This window comes from Moraxella sp. K1664 (assembly GCF_039693965.1).
Lineage (GTDB): Bacteria > Pseudomonadota > Gammaproteobacteria > Pseudomonadales > Moraxellaceae > Moraxella.
Map to the genome: position 1 here is coordinate 1,480,018 of NZ_CP155576.1, position 16,389 is coordinate 1,496,406.

Here is a 16,389-nt window from a genome sequence, read left to right on the forward strand (position 1 = left end):
GTTTTTTATTTGTTATTAATTCATTAGACTTCCTGCAAAACCCCAAATTAAAGAAAACCGTTCGTGGTGAGCTATGCCTGCCCATAACGGTTTTCCGCTACCCTTCGACAGGCTCAGGGCGAACGGAAAACTAGTTTTGCAGGAAGTTTATTAAGTCCCTAATGAATCCGCATCATTTTCCCTAATCATTCTTTTGGCTAGCGATTCTTTGTTGTCATTACCCATTAATACCGCATAATGTGCCGTATTGGGGTTGGCTTCTAGGATAATTTTAAATACCATGGTCAGTGGCACAGATAATAACATACCGACCACGCCCAATAACCAACCCCAAAATAATAATGACAAAAACACCATAAGCGTGGATAAGCCCAAATTTTGTCCCATGATTTTCGGCTCAACCAAATTACCAATAATAATATTAATCACCAAAAAGCCCACACCCACGCTCGCCCCCACCGAAAAGCCATTTAATAATAACGCCTGCAACACCACAGGCACTGCCGCCATGACCGAGCCGATGTTTGGCACAAAATTTAATAAAAAACTAAGTGTCGCCCAAAGAATGGCATATTGCACATCTAGCATGACCAATAATAGCCACACAAAAAATCCTGTAAATAAACTAATTAAGGCTTTTAAGCCCAAATAGCGAATCACGCTATTTAAAATTAGGCGGATTCTTATTTGGTCAATGTGATGATATTTTTCGCTTTTTCCCATGACATAAGATAATTTATGCTTAAAATCAGGGGCTTCAAAGAGCATAAATAAAATCATGAGTGCCAATATAAAAATATTGGTCGCAATGCTTGACATACCACCCATTAAACTGCCCATAAAGGACAATAGGGAGTTGGTATTAAAATACTCCATAATCATGGTGGTATTTAATTCAAGGGGCAAATCCCATTTTTGTGCCAATACCGTTAATTCTTGGACACGCAATAATGCCAAACGTTCATATTGGGGAATGGAGCGGGTAAATTCGATGATAGATGAATTAATTAAATTTGCCAAAAACACCAATGCCAGCGTAATGATTAAAAACAAAATACCGATAGCCATATAATGTGGTACTTTATGACGTGTCAAAAAATTAATGAGTGGCGAGCAGAGAATGACCACAAATAACGCAATCAAAAATGGCACAATCAAACTAGACGCCAATTTAATACCTGCCAGCACGATGACCAATGCCGCCGCACCGATTAAGATATTTAGGGGAGATTTTTTTGCTATCATGTCAATGCGGTTATTTTGTTTAAAAAAACATGAATTTTGTACCATGCTTGATTGTTTGTCAAGTGATGATGAGTAGGGCGTGCCTACCCTTTATAACACTATCTACAATTTAGAAATATTTTAGAAATAAATAAACTGTTTTTGCATGAAAAATGGCTATCCGACCACTTAATTTAAAAAGTTAAGTTAAAATCTTAAAATTTACCCAGTTAAGTGGTCGGATTGTGGCTCGAAGTCAAAAACTTGCTTGATAGAATAACTATCAACCTGCGTTTTTTCCTTGAAAAACGTGCGATTTTTCTCATTTTTCATTGCAAATACAAAAGGCAGGCACGCCCTAGTGTTTTTTGTTAATTTGCAAAAATAAATAATCGCTACTATAATAAATGTTAGCACATTCAATTTTCAAAAGGATTTTATCATGCTCGCCTATCTATTTGTCCCTGCCACGCACCCCAAGCGTATCATCAAAGCCCTAACCGACCCTGCCATAACCGCTCACGTCCACGCCGTCATCATCGACCTAGAAGATGCCGCCGCCGACCGCTCGCCTAATGATGTGCGTAATGAGTTTGATGATTTATTAGGCAATTTCATGCAGACAGAGACCACGCCAGAGCTGTGGGTGCGGATACATGGGGCGTCTCATGGCGAGTTTCGTTTGGATTGTGAATGGGTAAAGTCCCACGACAGCATCAGCACGGTGGTACTCCCCAAAGCCGAAAATGCCGAGCAGGTCAGTCTGGCTCATGAACTAACCGCTCGCCCTATCGTTGCCATGATTGAGAGCGGGCAAGGCGTGATAAATGTTGCTTCTATGGCAGGTGTGGCAGGGCTTATGGCGTTGAGCTATGGCTGTTTGGATTTATTGACATCGCTAGGGATTGGCAGGCACACATCAGCAGAGATGATAATGCTTGATAAGGTGCGGTGCGAGCTGGTGCTACACTCGCAGGCACATGGGCTGACCGCTCCGATTGAGACGATTTATCCTGATTTTGGCGATGATGACGGCTTTGCCAGATGGCTTATGCATGCTCGTGATTTTGGTTTTGGTGGCTGTCTTGTCATACACCCCAAGCAGTTGGGTGTGGTGGGGACACACAAGGAGTGTGATGGCGATGTCGCCTTTGCCAAAAAAGTGCTATCTTATCATCACGCCACAGGGCAGGCGGTGTTTGCCATTGATGGGCAGATGGTGGATTTGCCAGTGATTGCTTGGGCGAGAGAGCTGTTGGGCGATGACTGATTGGCATATAGAGCATTGGCGATTTTACTATACATGGGGCTTGTGGTAAACTAGCCCTATTTTATTTTGGAATGATATCATGAACATTTTACCCAGCGAAGAGATTCGCATTACAGACGGTAGCACCGTTTCGCTACATTTTGAAGTCAGTCTACCGAACGGCACGGTCATCGATAGCACCTTTGGGCGAGACGAGCCTGTAACCTTGACGATAGGCGATGAGAGCCTACTGGCAGGCTTTGAGCAGGTACTCATCAACCTAAAAGCAGGCGACACCCGCACCGCCCACCTACCGCCCGAACAAGCCTTTGGCGAGTGGAATGGCGAAAACGTCCAAGCCTTTCCCCGTACCAAGTTTAGCCTGTCCGAGCCAAATCCTGTGGTCGGCATGATGATGGAATTTGCCGACAAAGGGCAAAATACCTTGGCAGGCGTGATTTGTCATGTCGATGATGATGAAGTCAAAGTGGATTTTAATCACCCTTTGGCAGGGCAAGACGTGCTGTTTAAGGTGCAGATTTTTAAGGTTACGCCAAAAGGACAAATGGCGATTGAACTAAAATGAGCGACAACGCCCCAATCTCAAAAAAGCTCGGTTATGGCATTATTGTCATGCAGGTCATCATCTGTTTGTTGCTTGTGGACGACAGGACGATGACGCTTGGCATTGGTGCGATGATGGCAAGTTTGTTTTTTGCCCATGACAAATCCGACACCGTCAAATTTGGTATTTGGGGCGTGATTGGGCTGTTTGTTGTTTATTATTTTGGTTATGGTTTGTATGCTTATTCTCGCACACCTGCCAAAACGGTTTGTGGCACATTCAAAGAGTATTAGACTTCCTGCAAAACTCCAATTGAAGAAAACCGTTCGTGGTGAGCTATGCCTGCCCATGATGGTTTTCCGCCACCCGCAGGCATAGCTCAGATACCATGATACCCCACCTAAGTCAATGGTTTTTTAAGTATCTGGTATCTAGTATCTTACAAACTAACTTAAAGATACTTGTTGCTCAAAGGATGTTTGGGTTTTGATAACACCAAAACAGATATGTACCAATTTACGCATACAAGCACATAAGGCTTGCATTTTGGTTTTACCGTTTTGTTGTAATCGTTCATAAAATGCCTTAATGGTGCTATTATAACGAATGGCACTCATTGCAGACATATACAGCTTAGCACGCAAAGAGACTTGCCCTTGTTTGGACAGTTTGGTTGCTCCCTTAAAGACACCTGACTGTCTTTGTTTGGGTATTAAGCCTAAAAACGAAGCCATCTGTGAGGCTTTTTTAAATTGTTTGGTATGTATTAAGCATACCACTTCTTTGGCAATAACAGAACCAATACCGTCAATGGTTTCAAGTAAGGTTTTGTCTTGCTTTAAACTTGGGTGTTTGTCAACAAAGTCATCAATGTCTTTGGTGAGTTTGGCAATTTCCTCTTGAAGGACATTGATGACTGTTTGCATGGATGCTTTAACCAAATCGGGCAGATTGGGTGATAAGAGCAACTCTTGTCGGTTTTGCTCTCGTTGCAAATCTTCTTTGAGTGCTTCTAAGCGAGCCAATAGAGCTTTTAGCTGTTTGGCTTCAACACTGGGTGCTATCCAAATCTCAGGCTTGTGGCTATAACCATACCTTGATAAAATAATGCTGTCTTTTTTATCAGTTTTATGGATTACCCCCAAACTGTCTGCAAATTTGCGGACATAGTTAGGATTGACAATGCTTTGCTTGATATTATTATCATCAAGAAACTCACTTAGGTGTTCATGATAAACCCCTGTTGCTTCTAGGATGATGTGTAGCTCATCAAGATGATTGCTGACATTGGTTTTTAACCAAGCAAGCAGTAAATCAAAGCCTGCTTTGTTGTTGTTAAAAACCTTGGTTTTTACTTTATTTGTGCTTGGGTTTATAAATGCAACATCAAACTTTGCTTTGCTGATGTCTATGCCAATATAGTGTATCATCTGTCTCTTGCCTTGTTTATGCAGTGTCTGTTTTAATAAACGCACTTAGATACCATTCAGAGTTAAGATGACAAGCAAAGGACACCATCTGAGCACCAGTGTTAAGACACTAAGGGCGAACCCGTGTTCTCTTTGCTTGTATAACCCAACAACATTCTAGCAGATAATCTAGGTTTGGTGTTGGGTTGATACAAGGGCGAACGGAAAACTAGTTTTGCAGGAAGTTTATTATAAAAAGAAAGTGTTTAAAAGGTAGGATTTGATGTTGTCGATGTATGCCACCGATGAGCAAAAAGTTTATGACTTTATCCTTCGTTGCCGTAAAACCACCGACTTCAGGCGGTGGATATAAGGCAACTCCGTAGCTATGCTTACATACAGATGGTATTTAGTGCGGTGTATTCTGCTGTTCAATGTACTGGCGGATAATCTCAATTGGGGCACCGCCACAACTACCTGCAAAATAGCTAGGCGACCACAACGCATCACCCCATAACTGCTCTTTAATAGACGGATATTCTTTTTTACGCAATAACCGACTAGAAACACCTTTCAGACTATTAACTAGACTAGAAATAGCCACTTTAGGCGGATAAACCACCAATAAATGCACATGGTCGCTCTCACCGTCAAACTCAACTAATTGTGCCTCAAACTTTGAACAAACTTTCTCAAAGATAACTTGCATATCGTCTAAAATCTCTTTAGTGAATACTTTTCTGCGGTATTTAGCCACAAAGACCAAATGCACATGAATATTGTAAACAACGTGCCTACCACGTCTTAAATCATTTGACATTAAAATTAAACCAAATATATAATATACCTATCTCATTATACACAAACCCATGAAAACACTCAAGCTACGCATACGAGACAAACACACAGACCAACTTAACCGCCTAAGTGGTTCGGTCAATTTCGTATGGAACTACGTGAATGACTTGAGTTACAAGCAGCTACAAAAGACGGGCAAATTCTTTTCCGCCTATGACCTAAACGAATATACCAAAGGTAGCGGTGAGTTACTTGGCTTACACTCGCAAACTATCCAAGCCATTAACGAAACCCACGCCAAAAGCCGTAAGCAATTTAAAAAAGCCAAACTATCATGGCGAACCAACAACCCCAATGCCAAGCGTAAATCGCTTGGCTGGCTACCGTTTAAACAATCCGCCATTAAACACATCGCTACCCGCCAAACAGGCAAAAAAGGATTAAAATCAACCCTACAGCTTAGTTTAGCTAAAGGGCAAAAGCTCATCATTGACCTATGGGACAGCTACAACCTTAGCCTATACCAAATTAACACCTGCGAACTGGTGCAAGACAGCCGTAATCGTTGGTATGCGTGTATTACCGTCAAAGAATACCCAAAACAGCCTTGTGGCAAAGGTAGCGTTGGCATTGATTTGGGCTTAAAAGACAGTGCCACCGCCTCAAATGGCGACAAGCTACAAATCAAGCAAACGCTCAAATATGCCAAAGCATTAGCTACCGCTCAACGTGCCAAAAACAAACAGCGTGTCAAGGCAATCCATGCCAAAATTAAAAATACACGCCAAGACCTCATACACAAATTCACCACAGGGCTAGTTAAGAATAACGCCCTAATCGTGGTTGGTGATGTAAAAACCACCCAATTTAACAGTAAAAAAGGCAAACTAGCCAAGTCGGTTTACGATGCAGGTTGGTTTGAACTGAAACGACAACTGACCTATAAGTGCGAGAACGCAGGTTGTCGTTTTGAAATCGTGAATGAACGATACACTACCCAAACTTGCTCGTGCTGTGGCGATATGTCCAGTAGTCCGAAAGGTAGAGCAGGTTTGCGAATAAGAGAATGGACTTGTGCAAAGTGTGGCACACGGCATGATAGAGATATCAATGCCAGTCGGAACATTCTTGCGGTCGGGCTTGGCCGTCTGGGAGCAGGAATCCCCTCCCTTTAGGGAGGGGAGGAAGTCAAGCACATTCATCGCTATCACGAACACACCGACTTTTTTAAAAATCGTTATGATAAAAATGAGTCGATTTGCGTGGATTATATTCCCATGCCAGCATTTACCCTTTTTTCGTCCCACATATTAAAAGAAGTGCGAATTATGAACGATAATAAATAACATCAACCACAGCAAAAGGGATATTTGTCATGTCATTTTTCAACCCAGAACATCAGCCATTTGCTATCGCCCTTATCGTCTTAGCTGTTATCATCTCGATACTTGTTGGCGACGCATTTTTCATCATCTTGGCGATGGTGTTTTTGGGTGTGGCGACCGCACAAGGTAAACACCTAGTTATAAAGATAAGTATCGGGGCGTTGTTGGTTGCTGTTGTGCTTTATTATTTATTTTTTGGTTATTACTGGACAAGCCACGGCAGTATTCATCAAGTTTGTGGGCAACTTAACAAAATCGAACATCGCTCTTTGGGTAGGCAAAGTGTACTAAGCCTGTATCTTGATGACCCAATGAGCCAAAAATCGTATCGTTTTGACCGCCTTGACAACTGGCACGGGGATGATGTTTTTCGCCCGTACAAGGCAGGCGATGTGATTTGTGTCAAGTACACCAAATCGCCCATTTTGACCCGCACCTATCCCCATATTTTGACAGACATACAGCCCAAATGACAACCTAGGACAACCCATGAAAAAGCCACTCATCGCCTTATTCACCCTGCTCACGCTACCGCAAGCGTGGGCGTTATCCATAGAGCCTGCCGATTGGGGCGATTTTCGCTATGATGAAAACGTGGTTTGCTCAACATCCGCAGAAAACAGCGACATATTCGGTGTTGTCAAAAAACACGGTAAATACGGCATGGCGGACAGCACAGGCAAAGTACTATTACCGCTTGAATATGATGACGGAGCGTGCCTAAATGGTTATGTAACCTTATCAAAACAAGGTAAGTGGGGCTTGGTGGACGCTCATCAGCGTGTGGTAGCACCCTTTGTTTTTGGCAAACAGCCTTGGGACTTTAATGGCGTAGATAAAGTCATTATCACTGATGAGCGTGATGATGGTATATATTCGGCGGTGTATGGGGTAGATGGTAGGGTCTTGCTGGATTATCAGCGTGGTCGGTTACGTTTTGAAAATGATGTTTTGATACGCTTTGAAGATGATGAGAACGGGCAAAGTGGCTTTATGGACACGCAAGGCAATATCATCTTGGCAGGGCAGTATGGCTGGGTGAAACTGCTGGACGATAAAGCAGGCGATGAGCGGTTTATGGTGAGCATAGATAACCAAACCATGATGATAGACCGTAATAAAAACATACTCACACAAGGCTATGACGACATGGAGCCTTTTGATGAGCAAGGCATATCAAGGGTTCATCTGGATGTAAATGGTAAGCGTAAAATCGGCTTTGTAGATAGAAATGGGATACTCATTGTCAAGCTCTCATCACATCGCTACCCCATGTGGAACGATGTCTATGGGCATGAATGGCAACTACGCACGGACGGTGGGCAGTGTACACTATTTTTGCAAGACCGTGCAGGGCAAGCGGTCAACGACCTAGAGTTTCCTGATGAATCCTGTCGGCTACTTGCCACGCCCAACCAAACACCCAGTCAAGAACCCACAGCAAAGCGTGGGTTATGGGATAGGATTTGGGCGTGGGTTGTTAGTTTGATTCGCTAAATCAAGCCTTTAATACTCGTCTATGTAGCTCTGCCAGCCCGTCTTCCATGGCTTTTTGCAATATCTCGGTAAGCTCAGCACGGGTCTTATCTTCGGGCAAAATCGGTGCAAGGGGCAACACATACGCCTTGACCCCATCGCTGTCCGCCACTCGTCTTAGGCTCTCTGCCATCGTGCGTTTGTCATAATACGCACAGTCGTCCGACAGCGTACCGTCTGCATTGACATAAGCAATCACCACAGGGCAGATGGGCAAGCCTGTATCCATGCTCGCCTGCAAAAGTTTTCCGTGGATTTTTTTGATTTTTGTACCGTCTGTAGTGGTTGCTTCGGGAAAAAATACCACCGATGAACCGCCCCGCAAAAAATCGGCAATTTGGCGTGCCACACCGTCAGCGTCCCCCGAACCACGTTTGATAAAGAGTGTCCCACCTGCTTTGGCAAGTTTGCCAAAAATAAACCACTCGCCAATCTCCGCCTTTGACAAAAAGAACACGGGAGCGACCGACCCCACCACAGGAATATCCAGCCAAGAGATGTGATTGGACACCCAAAGTCCGTGTGTCTGTGGCACAGGCTCAACTTGCACGACTTCCACGCCAAAGGAATTGACCATTTTTCGGCAAAAGGTTTGGATGTATTTTGGCAAAACATCTCTGGGCGGTGCTTTAAATGCCCCAATGCGTCTGGCGGTAGTAAAGCCACCAACCAAGGTGTTACTCATGCCTGCGATGATTTTGGTGCGTTTTAGTTGTTTATTTAGAAAATTTGCCATAAGATTATCATTGTCAATTAAAAGGCGTATCCTATAAGACTTTGGGCAAAATTGCAAGTGTTTTTGGTAAACATTAATGCACAAAAAACTCTAATGAATTTCAAACAGTTTTCCTAACACCACAGTATTTTGAGCTTTATAAGCAAGCTATTTGTCTTGACATGACCCATCTGCCATCAATTCTGCTGTTATTAGCGATGGCTATTTTAAAAAATTGGTATATTCTCTTATCTGTTCATCGGTTTTAAAATCCTTTTTTGGCTCCATGCCGAGCATTTGTGCCAATCCATCTAAAATATCATCATTTTCTGATTGCACGGTAGTGTTTATGCTAACGGTGTACGCATTATTGATATAATGATAACTATCTATCATACACCCTTCTTGATGTAATAAATCATAACGGCATGGCTCAAAAACAAAAGTATAGCAAAAACGATTGGGAGCTAATTCAAAATCAGTATACATTTTTATATAAGATGAAAAATCATCAAATAAGGAAATAATAAACTCGTCTGTGTTTTGGGTAATTTGTGCAACCTTATCAAAATCATCCAAAATGGTATTGGCGTGAAATACCTGCACATCGTCATCATCATATTGTATCTTTTGATGACTAAGATTATCTAAATCAAAATTAAAACATAGATAGACATCTTTTTTGATATTAAGCATATTGCCTATGATTGATTTTAACAACGCTGATTTATCTGCATTGGTTACTAATTGATTTTCTGATTTCATGCAAGTCTCTTTTTTAAATTTATCTTTAATGATAAGTAATTTTATAGTTCACGTTAGTCAAGACTTTACCATGGCACTATACATGCTAAGATTTTTTAATACCTAACTTGCTATTATAATCATTTTTATAATGAAAAATATGTTCATATTTTATAAAAACACCGCCCAAAATCAAGGCGGTGCTTCTCATACCACTATCACGCACTCGGTAGTGGCGGTGGCAATTCGTCATTTTTAACGATATTGACCGTTGGCACTTCATGCTGATATTCTTTTGGCTCTCGTGGGGTTTCGCCATTCATGATTTGCAAGAACTGCTCACGGTCAATGGTCTCCCACTTCATGAGTGCTTCCACCATGGCGTGCATTTTGTCATGATTGTCATCAATGAGCTTATACGCCACATCGTATTGTTCTTCTAGGATACGGCGAACTTCTTCGTCCACTTTTTGTTGGGTGGCTTCACTGATAGTACGGCTCGCCCCACCAAAATATCCACCTTGCTCTTCGTCTTCATAGACCATCACGCCAAGTTTGTCGCTCATGCCGTATTTGGTTACCATGGCACGGGCAAGTTTGGTGGCACGTTCAAAGTCGTTGGACGCTCCTGTGGATTTGCGATTGATAAAAATCTCTTCGGCAATCCGCCCACCAAACAAGATAGAGATGTCGTTGAGCATTTTGTCGCTGTAACTGCTCACCGCATCTTGCTCGGGCAACTGCCACGTTACCCCCAATGCCCAGCCACGGGGCATGATGGTTACTTTGTGTACAGGGTCAGTAAAGGGAAGTAGTTGGGCGACTAGGGCATGACCTGCTTCATGATAGGCGGTGGCACGGCGTTCTTCTTCACGCAAGACCATGGATTTGCGTTCAGGCCCCATGTAGAGCTTGTCTTTGGCATCTTCAAAGTCATTCATGTCCACGCTCATCTTGTTGCGACGGGCGGCAAATAGGGCAGCTTCATTGACAAGGTTGGCAAGCTGAGCCCCGCTAAACCCAGGCGTACCACGAGCTAGGGCATTGACATCCACGCCAATGGTTTGGGGCAGTTTTTTCAGGTGTACATTTAGGATTTGCTCACGACCTTTGATGTCTGGCAAGCCAACCGACACTTGACGGTCAAAACGACCAGGGCGAAGCAGGGCTTTATCCAGCACGTCAACACGGTTGGTCGCTGCAATGACAATCACACCGTCATTACCTTCAAAACCGTCCATTTCTACCAAAAGTTGGTTAAGGGTTTGTTCACGTTCATCATGACCACCACCCATGCCCGAGCCACGATGACGACCCACCGCATCAATCTCATCAATAAAGATGATACATGGAGCGTTCTTTTTGGCTTGGTCAAACATATCACGGACACGGCTTGCACCCACCCCAACAAACATCTCCACAAAATCCGAACCCGAGATACTAAAAAACGGCACTTTGGCTTCGCCAGCAATGGCTTTGGCAAGGAGCGTCTTACCTGTACCAGGCGGGCCCACCATCAGCACGCCACGGGGAATGGTCGCCCCAAGTTTGGTGAATTTTTCTGGGTCTCTTAAAAAATCCACAATCTCAACAACTTCTTGCTTGGACTCTTCGCACCCTGCCACATCGGCAAAGGTGACTTTGATGTCGTCTTCGGAGAGCATTTTGGCTTTGGATTTGCCAAAGCTCATGGGGTTACGACCGCCCATGCCACCGCCGCCAGCACCGCCACTCATGCCACGCATGAATAGCCAAAACAGACCGATGATGAGCAAAATGGGAAATGCCGCGATGAGTAGCTGAGTGCCCACGCCTTGACGCTGTGGTGCTGCCCCTTCTACTTCTACATTATGCTTGCGAAGTAATGGCATTAACTCAGTATCATCTAGGGCGGGGCGGACGGTCTCAAACTCTGAGCCATTGACCTTTGTGCCGGTAATCTCTTCGCCGTCAATCTCAATCTTTTGGATTTGACCTTCGGCAACTGCCGTGACAAAGGCTGAGTACTTCATGTCATCAGCCTTGCCCGAACCACGGTCGAGATTACTAAATACCATGACTACCACGGTGATAATCACGAGCCATAATAGAATGTTTTTTGCCATGTCGTTCACAAAGGGTTTCCTGTTTTTGGCGTTTGATACAACTTTGATTGAAGATTTAAAAATTGAAAATGGGGCAAATCGTGCAATTGTTCACACAAAGAGACATTGCTTTTAATAAGGCTTATTATCAATAAATCAAGCCCTAAATTTAGATGATTATTTTATCGCCACCCAAAACATCTCTTTGGAGCGGGGACGGCTTGCCTTGGGTTTTATGCTTTTGATTTTGCTAAACTTTTTTTGCATGTCGGCACGAAGCTCGGGCGAGCCTTCGCCTTGGAACACTTTCATGATTAACGCACCGCCTTCGGGCAACACTTTTAGAGCAAAATCCACCGCCAGTTCGCACAGATACATCATGCGTGGCATGTCCACTGCTGACATCCCAGATGTGTTCGGAGCCATATCCGATAGCACCACGTCCACACGTCGTCCGCCCACTTCATCCATGATTTTGTTAAAGACTTCTTCTTCTCTAAAATCGCCTTGGATAAAGGTAACATTCTCCAAAGTATCCATGGGCAAAATATCAGATGCGATCAAAATCCCGTCATCGCCCACAAGCTGTCCTGCCACCTGCGACCAGCTGCCAGGGGCAGAACCTAAATCCACTACGGTCATGCCTTTTTTAATCAGACCTGTTTTTTCGTTAATCTCCAATAACTTATAGGCTGCTCTGGCACGATAGCCGTCTTTTTGGGCTTTTTGAACATAATAATCGTCAATATGTTCTTTCATCCACGCTTTTGATGATTTGGAGAATTTTTTGTTGGTAATGCGAGTTGCCATTGGTCGGTAGTGATGAATTAAAATAACTGCTTAGTTTAACATTTTTATGAGAAAATTTGGTATATTTTTGTTATAATGAACATTAATTTATTTAAAAACCTGTTTTGAGACACTTTATGGCAAAACCCAATTTTAAAAACCTATCTAACGACACCCTAAAAGAGCTACGGGGCATCGGTCATCGCCTAAATCCCATCATCATGGTGGGCGGTAATGGTTTGACACCCACGCTCATCGAAGAGACTGCCCGTGCCCTAAGCGACCACGAACTCATCAAAGTCAAAATTCCCGCAGGTAGTAGTGATGAACGCAAAGAATGTGCATCCGCCCTAGCTGACGCTACCGAGAGTCAAGTGGTGCATCACATCGGGCGTATGGTGCTGTTATTTCGTAAAAATGACGAACCCAACGAAAAACTGTCTAATTTGGCACGATTTGGCTTTTAGGAACTCAATAAAAAGGGAATGTCATGAATTTTTTTACCGCAAACCCCATTGATAAACTGTTTAGCCTGCTGTCGTTGTCGCACTTTACCGAGTTTTATTATGATGATAATTCGGTCATGCAAAGAGAGCAGTTGTTTGTCTTGCAAGACGTGCAAAATGCCCAAAAAAACAAGTCTGCCCCCAAGGTTCATGCCTACATCAGTGAAGACACGCATGGGGGTAAGCATGTGATTAACATGAGTTTTATGGTTGAAAAGGTGGATGGACTGCATTTTGCCAATTATCATGATGATAACATCAAGCCTACCGATGGGCTGTGGCAGGAGACCTGCCTAGAATGCTTTATCGGTCTGGCAGATGGCGGTTATATTGAGATGAACATCGCCCCTGATGGACGTTATGCTCTGTATCATTTTAGCGAGTATCGTACGCCTGCCACGCCCATACAGACCGATAAAGTGACTCTGTCGTGGCGTGCCGATGATAACGATAACGTGCTGGTGTATGAACGCCACGTCAGTCTTGATGTGTCAGCCGTGGCGGAGTTGTTGCCCGAGCAGACACTCATTAACCCATGTGCGATACTAAACATCAAAGGCGATTTGCACTACTTTGCTGTCAGTTCTGCCCCTGTGTCTGATTTTCATGATAAGGCATTTTGGCAAAAATGGTAAATGTATAAAATGTGAGTGTATTTTGATTGAAACTTAGGGCGGTAGCCCAAAACCGAACTTTTTGTTCAAACCAAAGCCACATTTAAAAAGCCCATGAATGATGTCATGGGCTTTTTGGTGAGCGAGCAAATAAATGATTATTTGATGGTAAACCAATCATTGGCACTGGTTTTGGCTTTTTCGATGTCGCTTGATGATAGGTTTAGGGCAAGCTGACCGATTTTGGCTTGGGCTTTGTCACGAATGCCGTTGTCAAGCATGCCGTCACGGCTAGATAGGTCATACCATTTGTAGGCATCCACATAGCGTTGCTGTTTTTCATCAATCATCGCCAACGCATAGCTGGCACGGTTGTCACCCAGATGAGCGGCACGTTCTAGCCATTTACGACCTTCACTCATGCTGGCTTTGACGCCTTCGCCACGCAGATACATGAGTCCTAGGTTTAGCTGGGCAGGGGCGATGTCTTTTTCGGCAGCTTGGGTGTACCAGTGCACGGCTTTGGCGGGGTCTTTGGCGACGCCTTCACCTTTTTGTAGGCGTTTGGCTAGGAAAAATTGGGCGTGATGGTTGCCACTGTTGGCTTGACTGGCAAGCGATGAGATGTCCATAATCTCAAAACGAGACACATCCAGTGGTACGTTTGAGATGAGTTCAGCGTTGGCAACACCTGCCAAAAGTAGGGTGGATAAAATGCTAAGTTTTAAACGTTTCATGAAATGACGACCTGTGGTTGAGAGTTTGTGTATGGACATTAAAATGCCAAATCAATCCTTTATCATACCATTAATGGATGATAAACTCAATTTTTTCATTGGCTAAACATGTCAAATTTTGTAACATCATTTATCAGTCGGTTCGGTGTTGTTAATTTGATGGGTCTAACCCCGCACGACCCGATACACCGCCACATCTGCCAAGAGATTGGGGGCGGTTTTGACGGCTTTATTGCGGATAAAGGCAGGGATTTTTGGATTGGGGTTGTCCCATAGGGCGACCGTGTCCAAAATACGAATGTTGTTGTCGTGGCACAGCCGTTCAAAATCCTTAAAGGTGCAAAGATGAATGTTGGGCGTGTTGTACCATTGGTGGGGCAGGGTCTCGCTCATCGGCATGATACCCTTAATGCCAAGGTAGATACGGTTTTGCCAATAGGCAAAGTTTGGAAAAGTAACAATGCCAAATTTGGCGACACGGAGCATATCGTTTAGCAAGGTTTCGGGATTTTTGACCGCTTGCAAGGCACGAGCCATTACCACAGTATCAAAACTGTTGTCAGCAAAGCGAGACAGACCATCATTTAGGTCTTGCTCGATGATGTTTAGCCCTTTGGCGATGCCTTCGTTGATTTTGTCGGGGTCAATCTCAAGCCCATAGCCAAACACGCCCAAATGCTCTTGTAAGTGTGCCAATAGTGTGCCGTCCCCACAGCCCAAATCTAGGACTTTTGAGTTGGGTTTTATCCATTTTTCAGTCAATTTGTGGTCGATGTTCATACGTTGCCTATCTTAGTGTCTTGCCAATTTTGAAATCTCGTGGGGCGTGATGGTGCTTTGTTTGGTGGTTCTTTTTGGGCTTGGGGCGGTCAAAAAGCTCCGAACGGCAGTCGTGTAGCGGGGAATGTCAAACAAAAACGAATCATGCCCATGCGGTGCGTCCACATTGATAAAGCTTACAGGCTTATTGTTTGCCATCAAAGCGTCCACAATCTCAACCGACCGCTCAGGGGTGAACCGCCAATCGGTGGTAAAGGAGACGATGAGAAATTGGCATTGGGTGCGGGCAAGCGTTTGTTTTAGGGCTTCTTTTTCGTCCAACTCATCTGCCGTGTAGTCCCGTGTTGGGTCAAAATAGTCCAGAGCTTTTGTCATGAGCAGATAAGTATTGGCATCAAAATTTTTGCTAAACCGTTCGCCTTGATAACGCAGGTAGCTTTCTACTTGAAATTCCACATCATAGCCGTACATGAATTTGCCAGATTTCAAGTCCCGTCCAAATTTGACCTTCATGGCATCTTCGGTGATGTAAGTGATGTGTCCGACCATGCGTGCCAAAATTAGTCCGTGGCGGGGGTAGGCATTTTTTTTGAGATACCAGCCATCATAAAAGTTGGGGTCGGATAGGATAGACTGGCGAGCGACTTCGTTAAAGGCGATGTTTTGGGCGGACAGCTTGGGCGTGCTGGCGATGATGACGGCACGTTCTAAGCGGTCGGGGTAATCCACCGACCATTGCAAGGCTTGCATGCCGCCCATGCTCCCACCGACAATGGCGTGCCATTTGGCAATTCCTAGACGGTCTGAGAGCATGACTTGGGTTTTTACCCAGTCTTTTATCGTGATGAGCGGAAAATCCGCCCCCCAAATCTCGCCTGTGGCAGGATTGATGGTGGTAGGACCTGTGGAGCCGTGGCAGGAGCCGATGTTGTTTAGACACACCACAAAAAATCGGCTCGTGTCTATCGCCTTGCCATTGCCTATCAAGTTATCCCACCAGCCGGCCTTGGTGTCGGATTCACTGTGATAACCTGCGGCGTGGTGTGAACCTGATAGGGCATGGCAGATTAAAATGGCGTTTGTTTTGTCTGTATTTAGCACGCCATAGGTCTCAATAACTAAGTCAAATGATGGTAAAACACGTTCACATTCTAATGTTAATGGTTTATCAAAATGCAAGACCTTTGGCGTTACGATGCCAACAGATTTTGGGTCTAAATATGGGGGGCTTATGTCCACGTTATCGCTCTTTTT

Annotated in this window: 18 protein-coding genes; 8 read left to right on the forward strand and 10 right to left on the reverse strand. The window is 44.1% G+C overall.

Features of this window, described 5'->3' with window-relative positions; translation table 11 throughout:
* Positions 1-150: 150 nt before the first annotated feature.
* Positions 151-1,245 carry an AI-2E family transporter gene (locus AAHK14_RS07530; RefSeq protein WP_065255352.1) on the reverse strand — a complete coding sequence of 365 codons (1,095 nt, stop codon included), beginning with the start codon at positions 1,243-1,245 and terminating at the stop codon, positions 151-153.
* Between the two features lie 421 nt (positions 1,246-1,666).
* On the opposite strand from AAHK14_RS07530, the gene AAHK14_RS07535 reads away from it, so the two are divergent.
* The 3 genes from AAHK14_RS07535 (at position 1,667) to AAHK14_RS07545 (ending at position 3,331) form a co-directional block, all read left to right on the forward strand.
* The gene (locus AAHK14_RS07535; RefSeq protein WP_065255348.1) at positions 1,667-2,494 is read left to right on the forward strand and encodes a CoA ester lyase; all 828 of its coding nucleotides are present in this window, start codon (positions 1,667-1,669) and stop codon (positions 2,492-2,494) included.
* Positions 2,495-2,573: 79 nt separating this feature from the next.
* Positions 2,574-3,059 (forward strand): peptidylprolyl isomerase, encoded by a 486-nt coding sequence (locus AAHK14_RS07540; protein ID WP_065255347.1) that lies wholly within the window; start codon positions 2,574-2,576, stop codon positions 3,057-3,059.
* Positions 3,056-3,331, forward strand: coding sequence for a hypothetical protein (locus AAHK14_RS07545; protein WP_065255346.1), 276 nt, complete (start codon positions 3,056-3,058; stop codon positions 3,329-3,331). Before AAHK14_RS07540 ends, AAHK14_RS07545 begins: the two co-directional genes overlap by 4 nt.
* Before the next feature lie 153 nt (positions 3,332-3,484).
* Here the strand turns inward: AAHK14_RS07545 and AAHK14_RS07550 are convergent, their stop codons facing one another.
* The gene (locus AAHK14_RS07550; protein WP_346818191.1) at positions 3,485-4,513 is read right to left on the reverse strand and encodes an IS110 family transposase; all 1,029 of its coding nucleotides are present in this window, start codon (positions 4,511-4,513) and stop codon (positions 3,485-3,487) included.
* Between the two features lie 343 nt (positions 4,514-4,856).
* Positions 4,857-5,267: an IS200/IS605 family transposase gene (gene tnpA, locus AAHK14_RS07555; protein ID WP_065256193.1), complete on the reverse strand. Its 411-nt coding sequence runs from the start codon at positions 5,265-5,267 to the stop codon at positions 4,857-4,859.
* A 49-nt stretch (positions 5,268-5,316) separates the two neighbouring features.
* Here tnpA and AAHK14_RS07560 point away from each other — a divergent pair, with 49 nt between their 5' ends.
* The 3 genes from AAHK14_RS07560 to AAHK14_RS07570 all read left to right on the forward strand — a co-directional run bounded on the left by AAHK14_RS07560 (position 5,317) and on the right by AAHK14_RS07570 (position 8,127).
* Entirely contained in the window at positions 5,317-6,420 is a 1,104-nt protein-coding gene (locus tag AAHK14_RS07560; protein WP_065256194.1) for an RNA-guided endonuclease TnpB family protein, read from the forward strand.
* Between the two features lie 200 nt (positions 6,421-6,620).
* Positions 6,621-7,103 carry a hypothetical protein gene (locus AAHK14_RS07565; RefSeq protein WP_065255680.1) on the forward strand — a complete coding sequence of 161 codons (483 nt, stop codon included), beginning with the start codon at positions 6,621-6,623 and terminating at the stop codon, positions 7,101-7,103.
* Positions 7,104-7,119: 16 nt separating this feature from the next.
* A complete protein-coding gene (locus AAHK14_RS07570) occupies positions 7,120-8,127 on the forward strand; it encodes a WG repeat-containing protein (RefSeq protein WP_065255681.1) in 1,008 nt (335 codons plus the stop codon).
* 1 nt (position 8,128) lies between these two features.
* Here AAHK14_RS07570 and AAHK14_RS07575 read toward each other — a convergent pair whose 3' ends face one another.
* The 4 genes from AAHK14_RS07575 to AAHK14_RS07590 form a co-directional block, all read right to left on the reverse strand.
* The gene (locus tag AAHK14_RS07575; protein WP_065255682.1) at positions 8,129-8,902 is read right to left on the reverse strand and encodes a lysophospholipid acyltransferase family protein; all 774 of its coding nucleotides are present in this window, start codon (positions 8,900-8,902) and stop codon (positions 8,129-8,131) included.
* Positions 8,903-9,103: 201 nt separating this feature from the next.
* On the reverse strand, positions 9,104-9,646 hold the full coding sequence (locus AAHK14_RS07580; protein WP_065255683.1) for a hypothetical protein: 543 nt from the start codon (positions 9,644-9,646) through the stop codon (positions 9,104-9,106).
* A gap of 197 nt (positions 9,647-9,843) precedes the next feature.
* Positions 9,844-11,730, reverse strand: a complete 1,887-nt coding sequence (ftsH, locus tag AAHK14_RS07585) for an ATP-dependent zinc metalloprotease FtsH (protein WP_065255705.1) — start codon at positions 11,728-11,730, stop codon at positions 9,844-9,846.
* 156 nt (positions 11,731-11,886) lie between these two features.
* Positions 11,887-12,519, reverse strand: a complete 633-nt coding sequence (locus AAHK14_RS07590; RefSeq protein ID WP_065255684.1) for an RlmE family RNA methyltransferase — start codon at positions 12,517-12,519, stop codon at positions 11,887-11,889.
* A 116-nt stretch (positions 12,520-12,635) separates the two neighbouring features.
* On the opposite strand from AAHK14_RS07590, the gene AAHK14_RS07595 reads away from it, so the two are divergent.
* Positions 12,636-12,965: a YhbY family RNA-binding protein gene (locus AAHK14_RS07595; protein WP_065255685.1), complete on the forward strand. Its 330-nt coding sequence runs from the start codon at positions 12,636-12,638 to the stop codon at positions 12,963-12,965.
* A gap of 23 nt (positions 12,966-12,988) precedes the next feature.
* The gene (locus AAHK14_RS07600) at positions 12,989-13,639 is read left to right on the forward strand and encodes a hypothetical protein (protein WP_065255686.1); all 651 of its coding nucleotides are present in this window, start codon (positions 12,989-12,991) and stop codon (positions 13,637-13,639) included.
* A 137-nt stretch (positions 13,640-13,776) separates the two neighbouring features.
* On the opposite strand, the gene AAHK14_RS07605 is transcribed toward AAHK14_RS07600, so the two are convergent.
* The 3 genes from AAHK14_RS07605 to AAHK14_RS07615 form a co-directional block, all read right to left on the reverse strand.
* Positions 13,777-14,355 carry a tetratricopeptide repeat protein gene (locus AAHK14_RS07605; protein WP_065255706.1) on the reverse strand — a complete coding sequence of 193 codons (579 nt, stop codon included), beginning with the start codon at positions 14,353-14,355 and terminating at the stop codon, positions 13,777-13,779.
* Between the two features lie 165 nt (positions 14,356-14,520).
* Positions 14,521-15,135 (reverse strand): methionine biosynthesis protein MetW, encoded by a 615-nt coding sequence (gene metW, locus AAHK14_RS07610; protein WP_065255687.1) that lies wholly within the window; start codon positions 15,133-15,135, stop codon positions 14,521-14,523.
* A gap of 12 nt (positions 15,136-15,147) precedes the next feature.
* Positions 15,148-16,374 (reverse strand): homoserine O-acetyltransferase, encoded by a 1,227-nt coding sequence (locus AAHK14_RS07615; RefSeq protein ID WP_156065057.1) that lies wholly within the window; start codon positions 16,372-16,374, stop codon positions 15,148-15,150.
* Between the last annotated feature and the right edge of the window lie 15 nt (positions 16,375-16,389).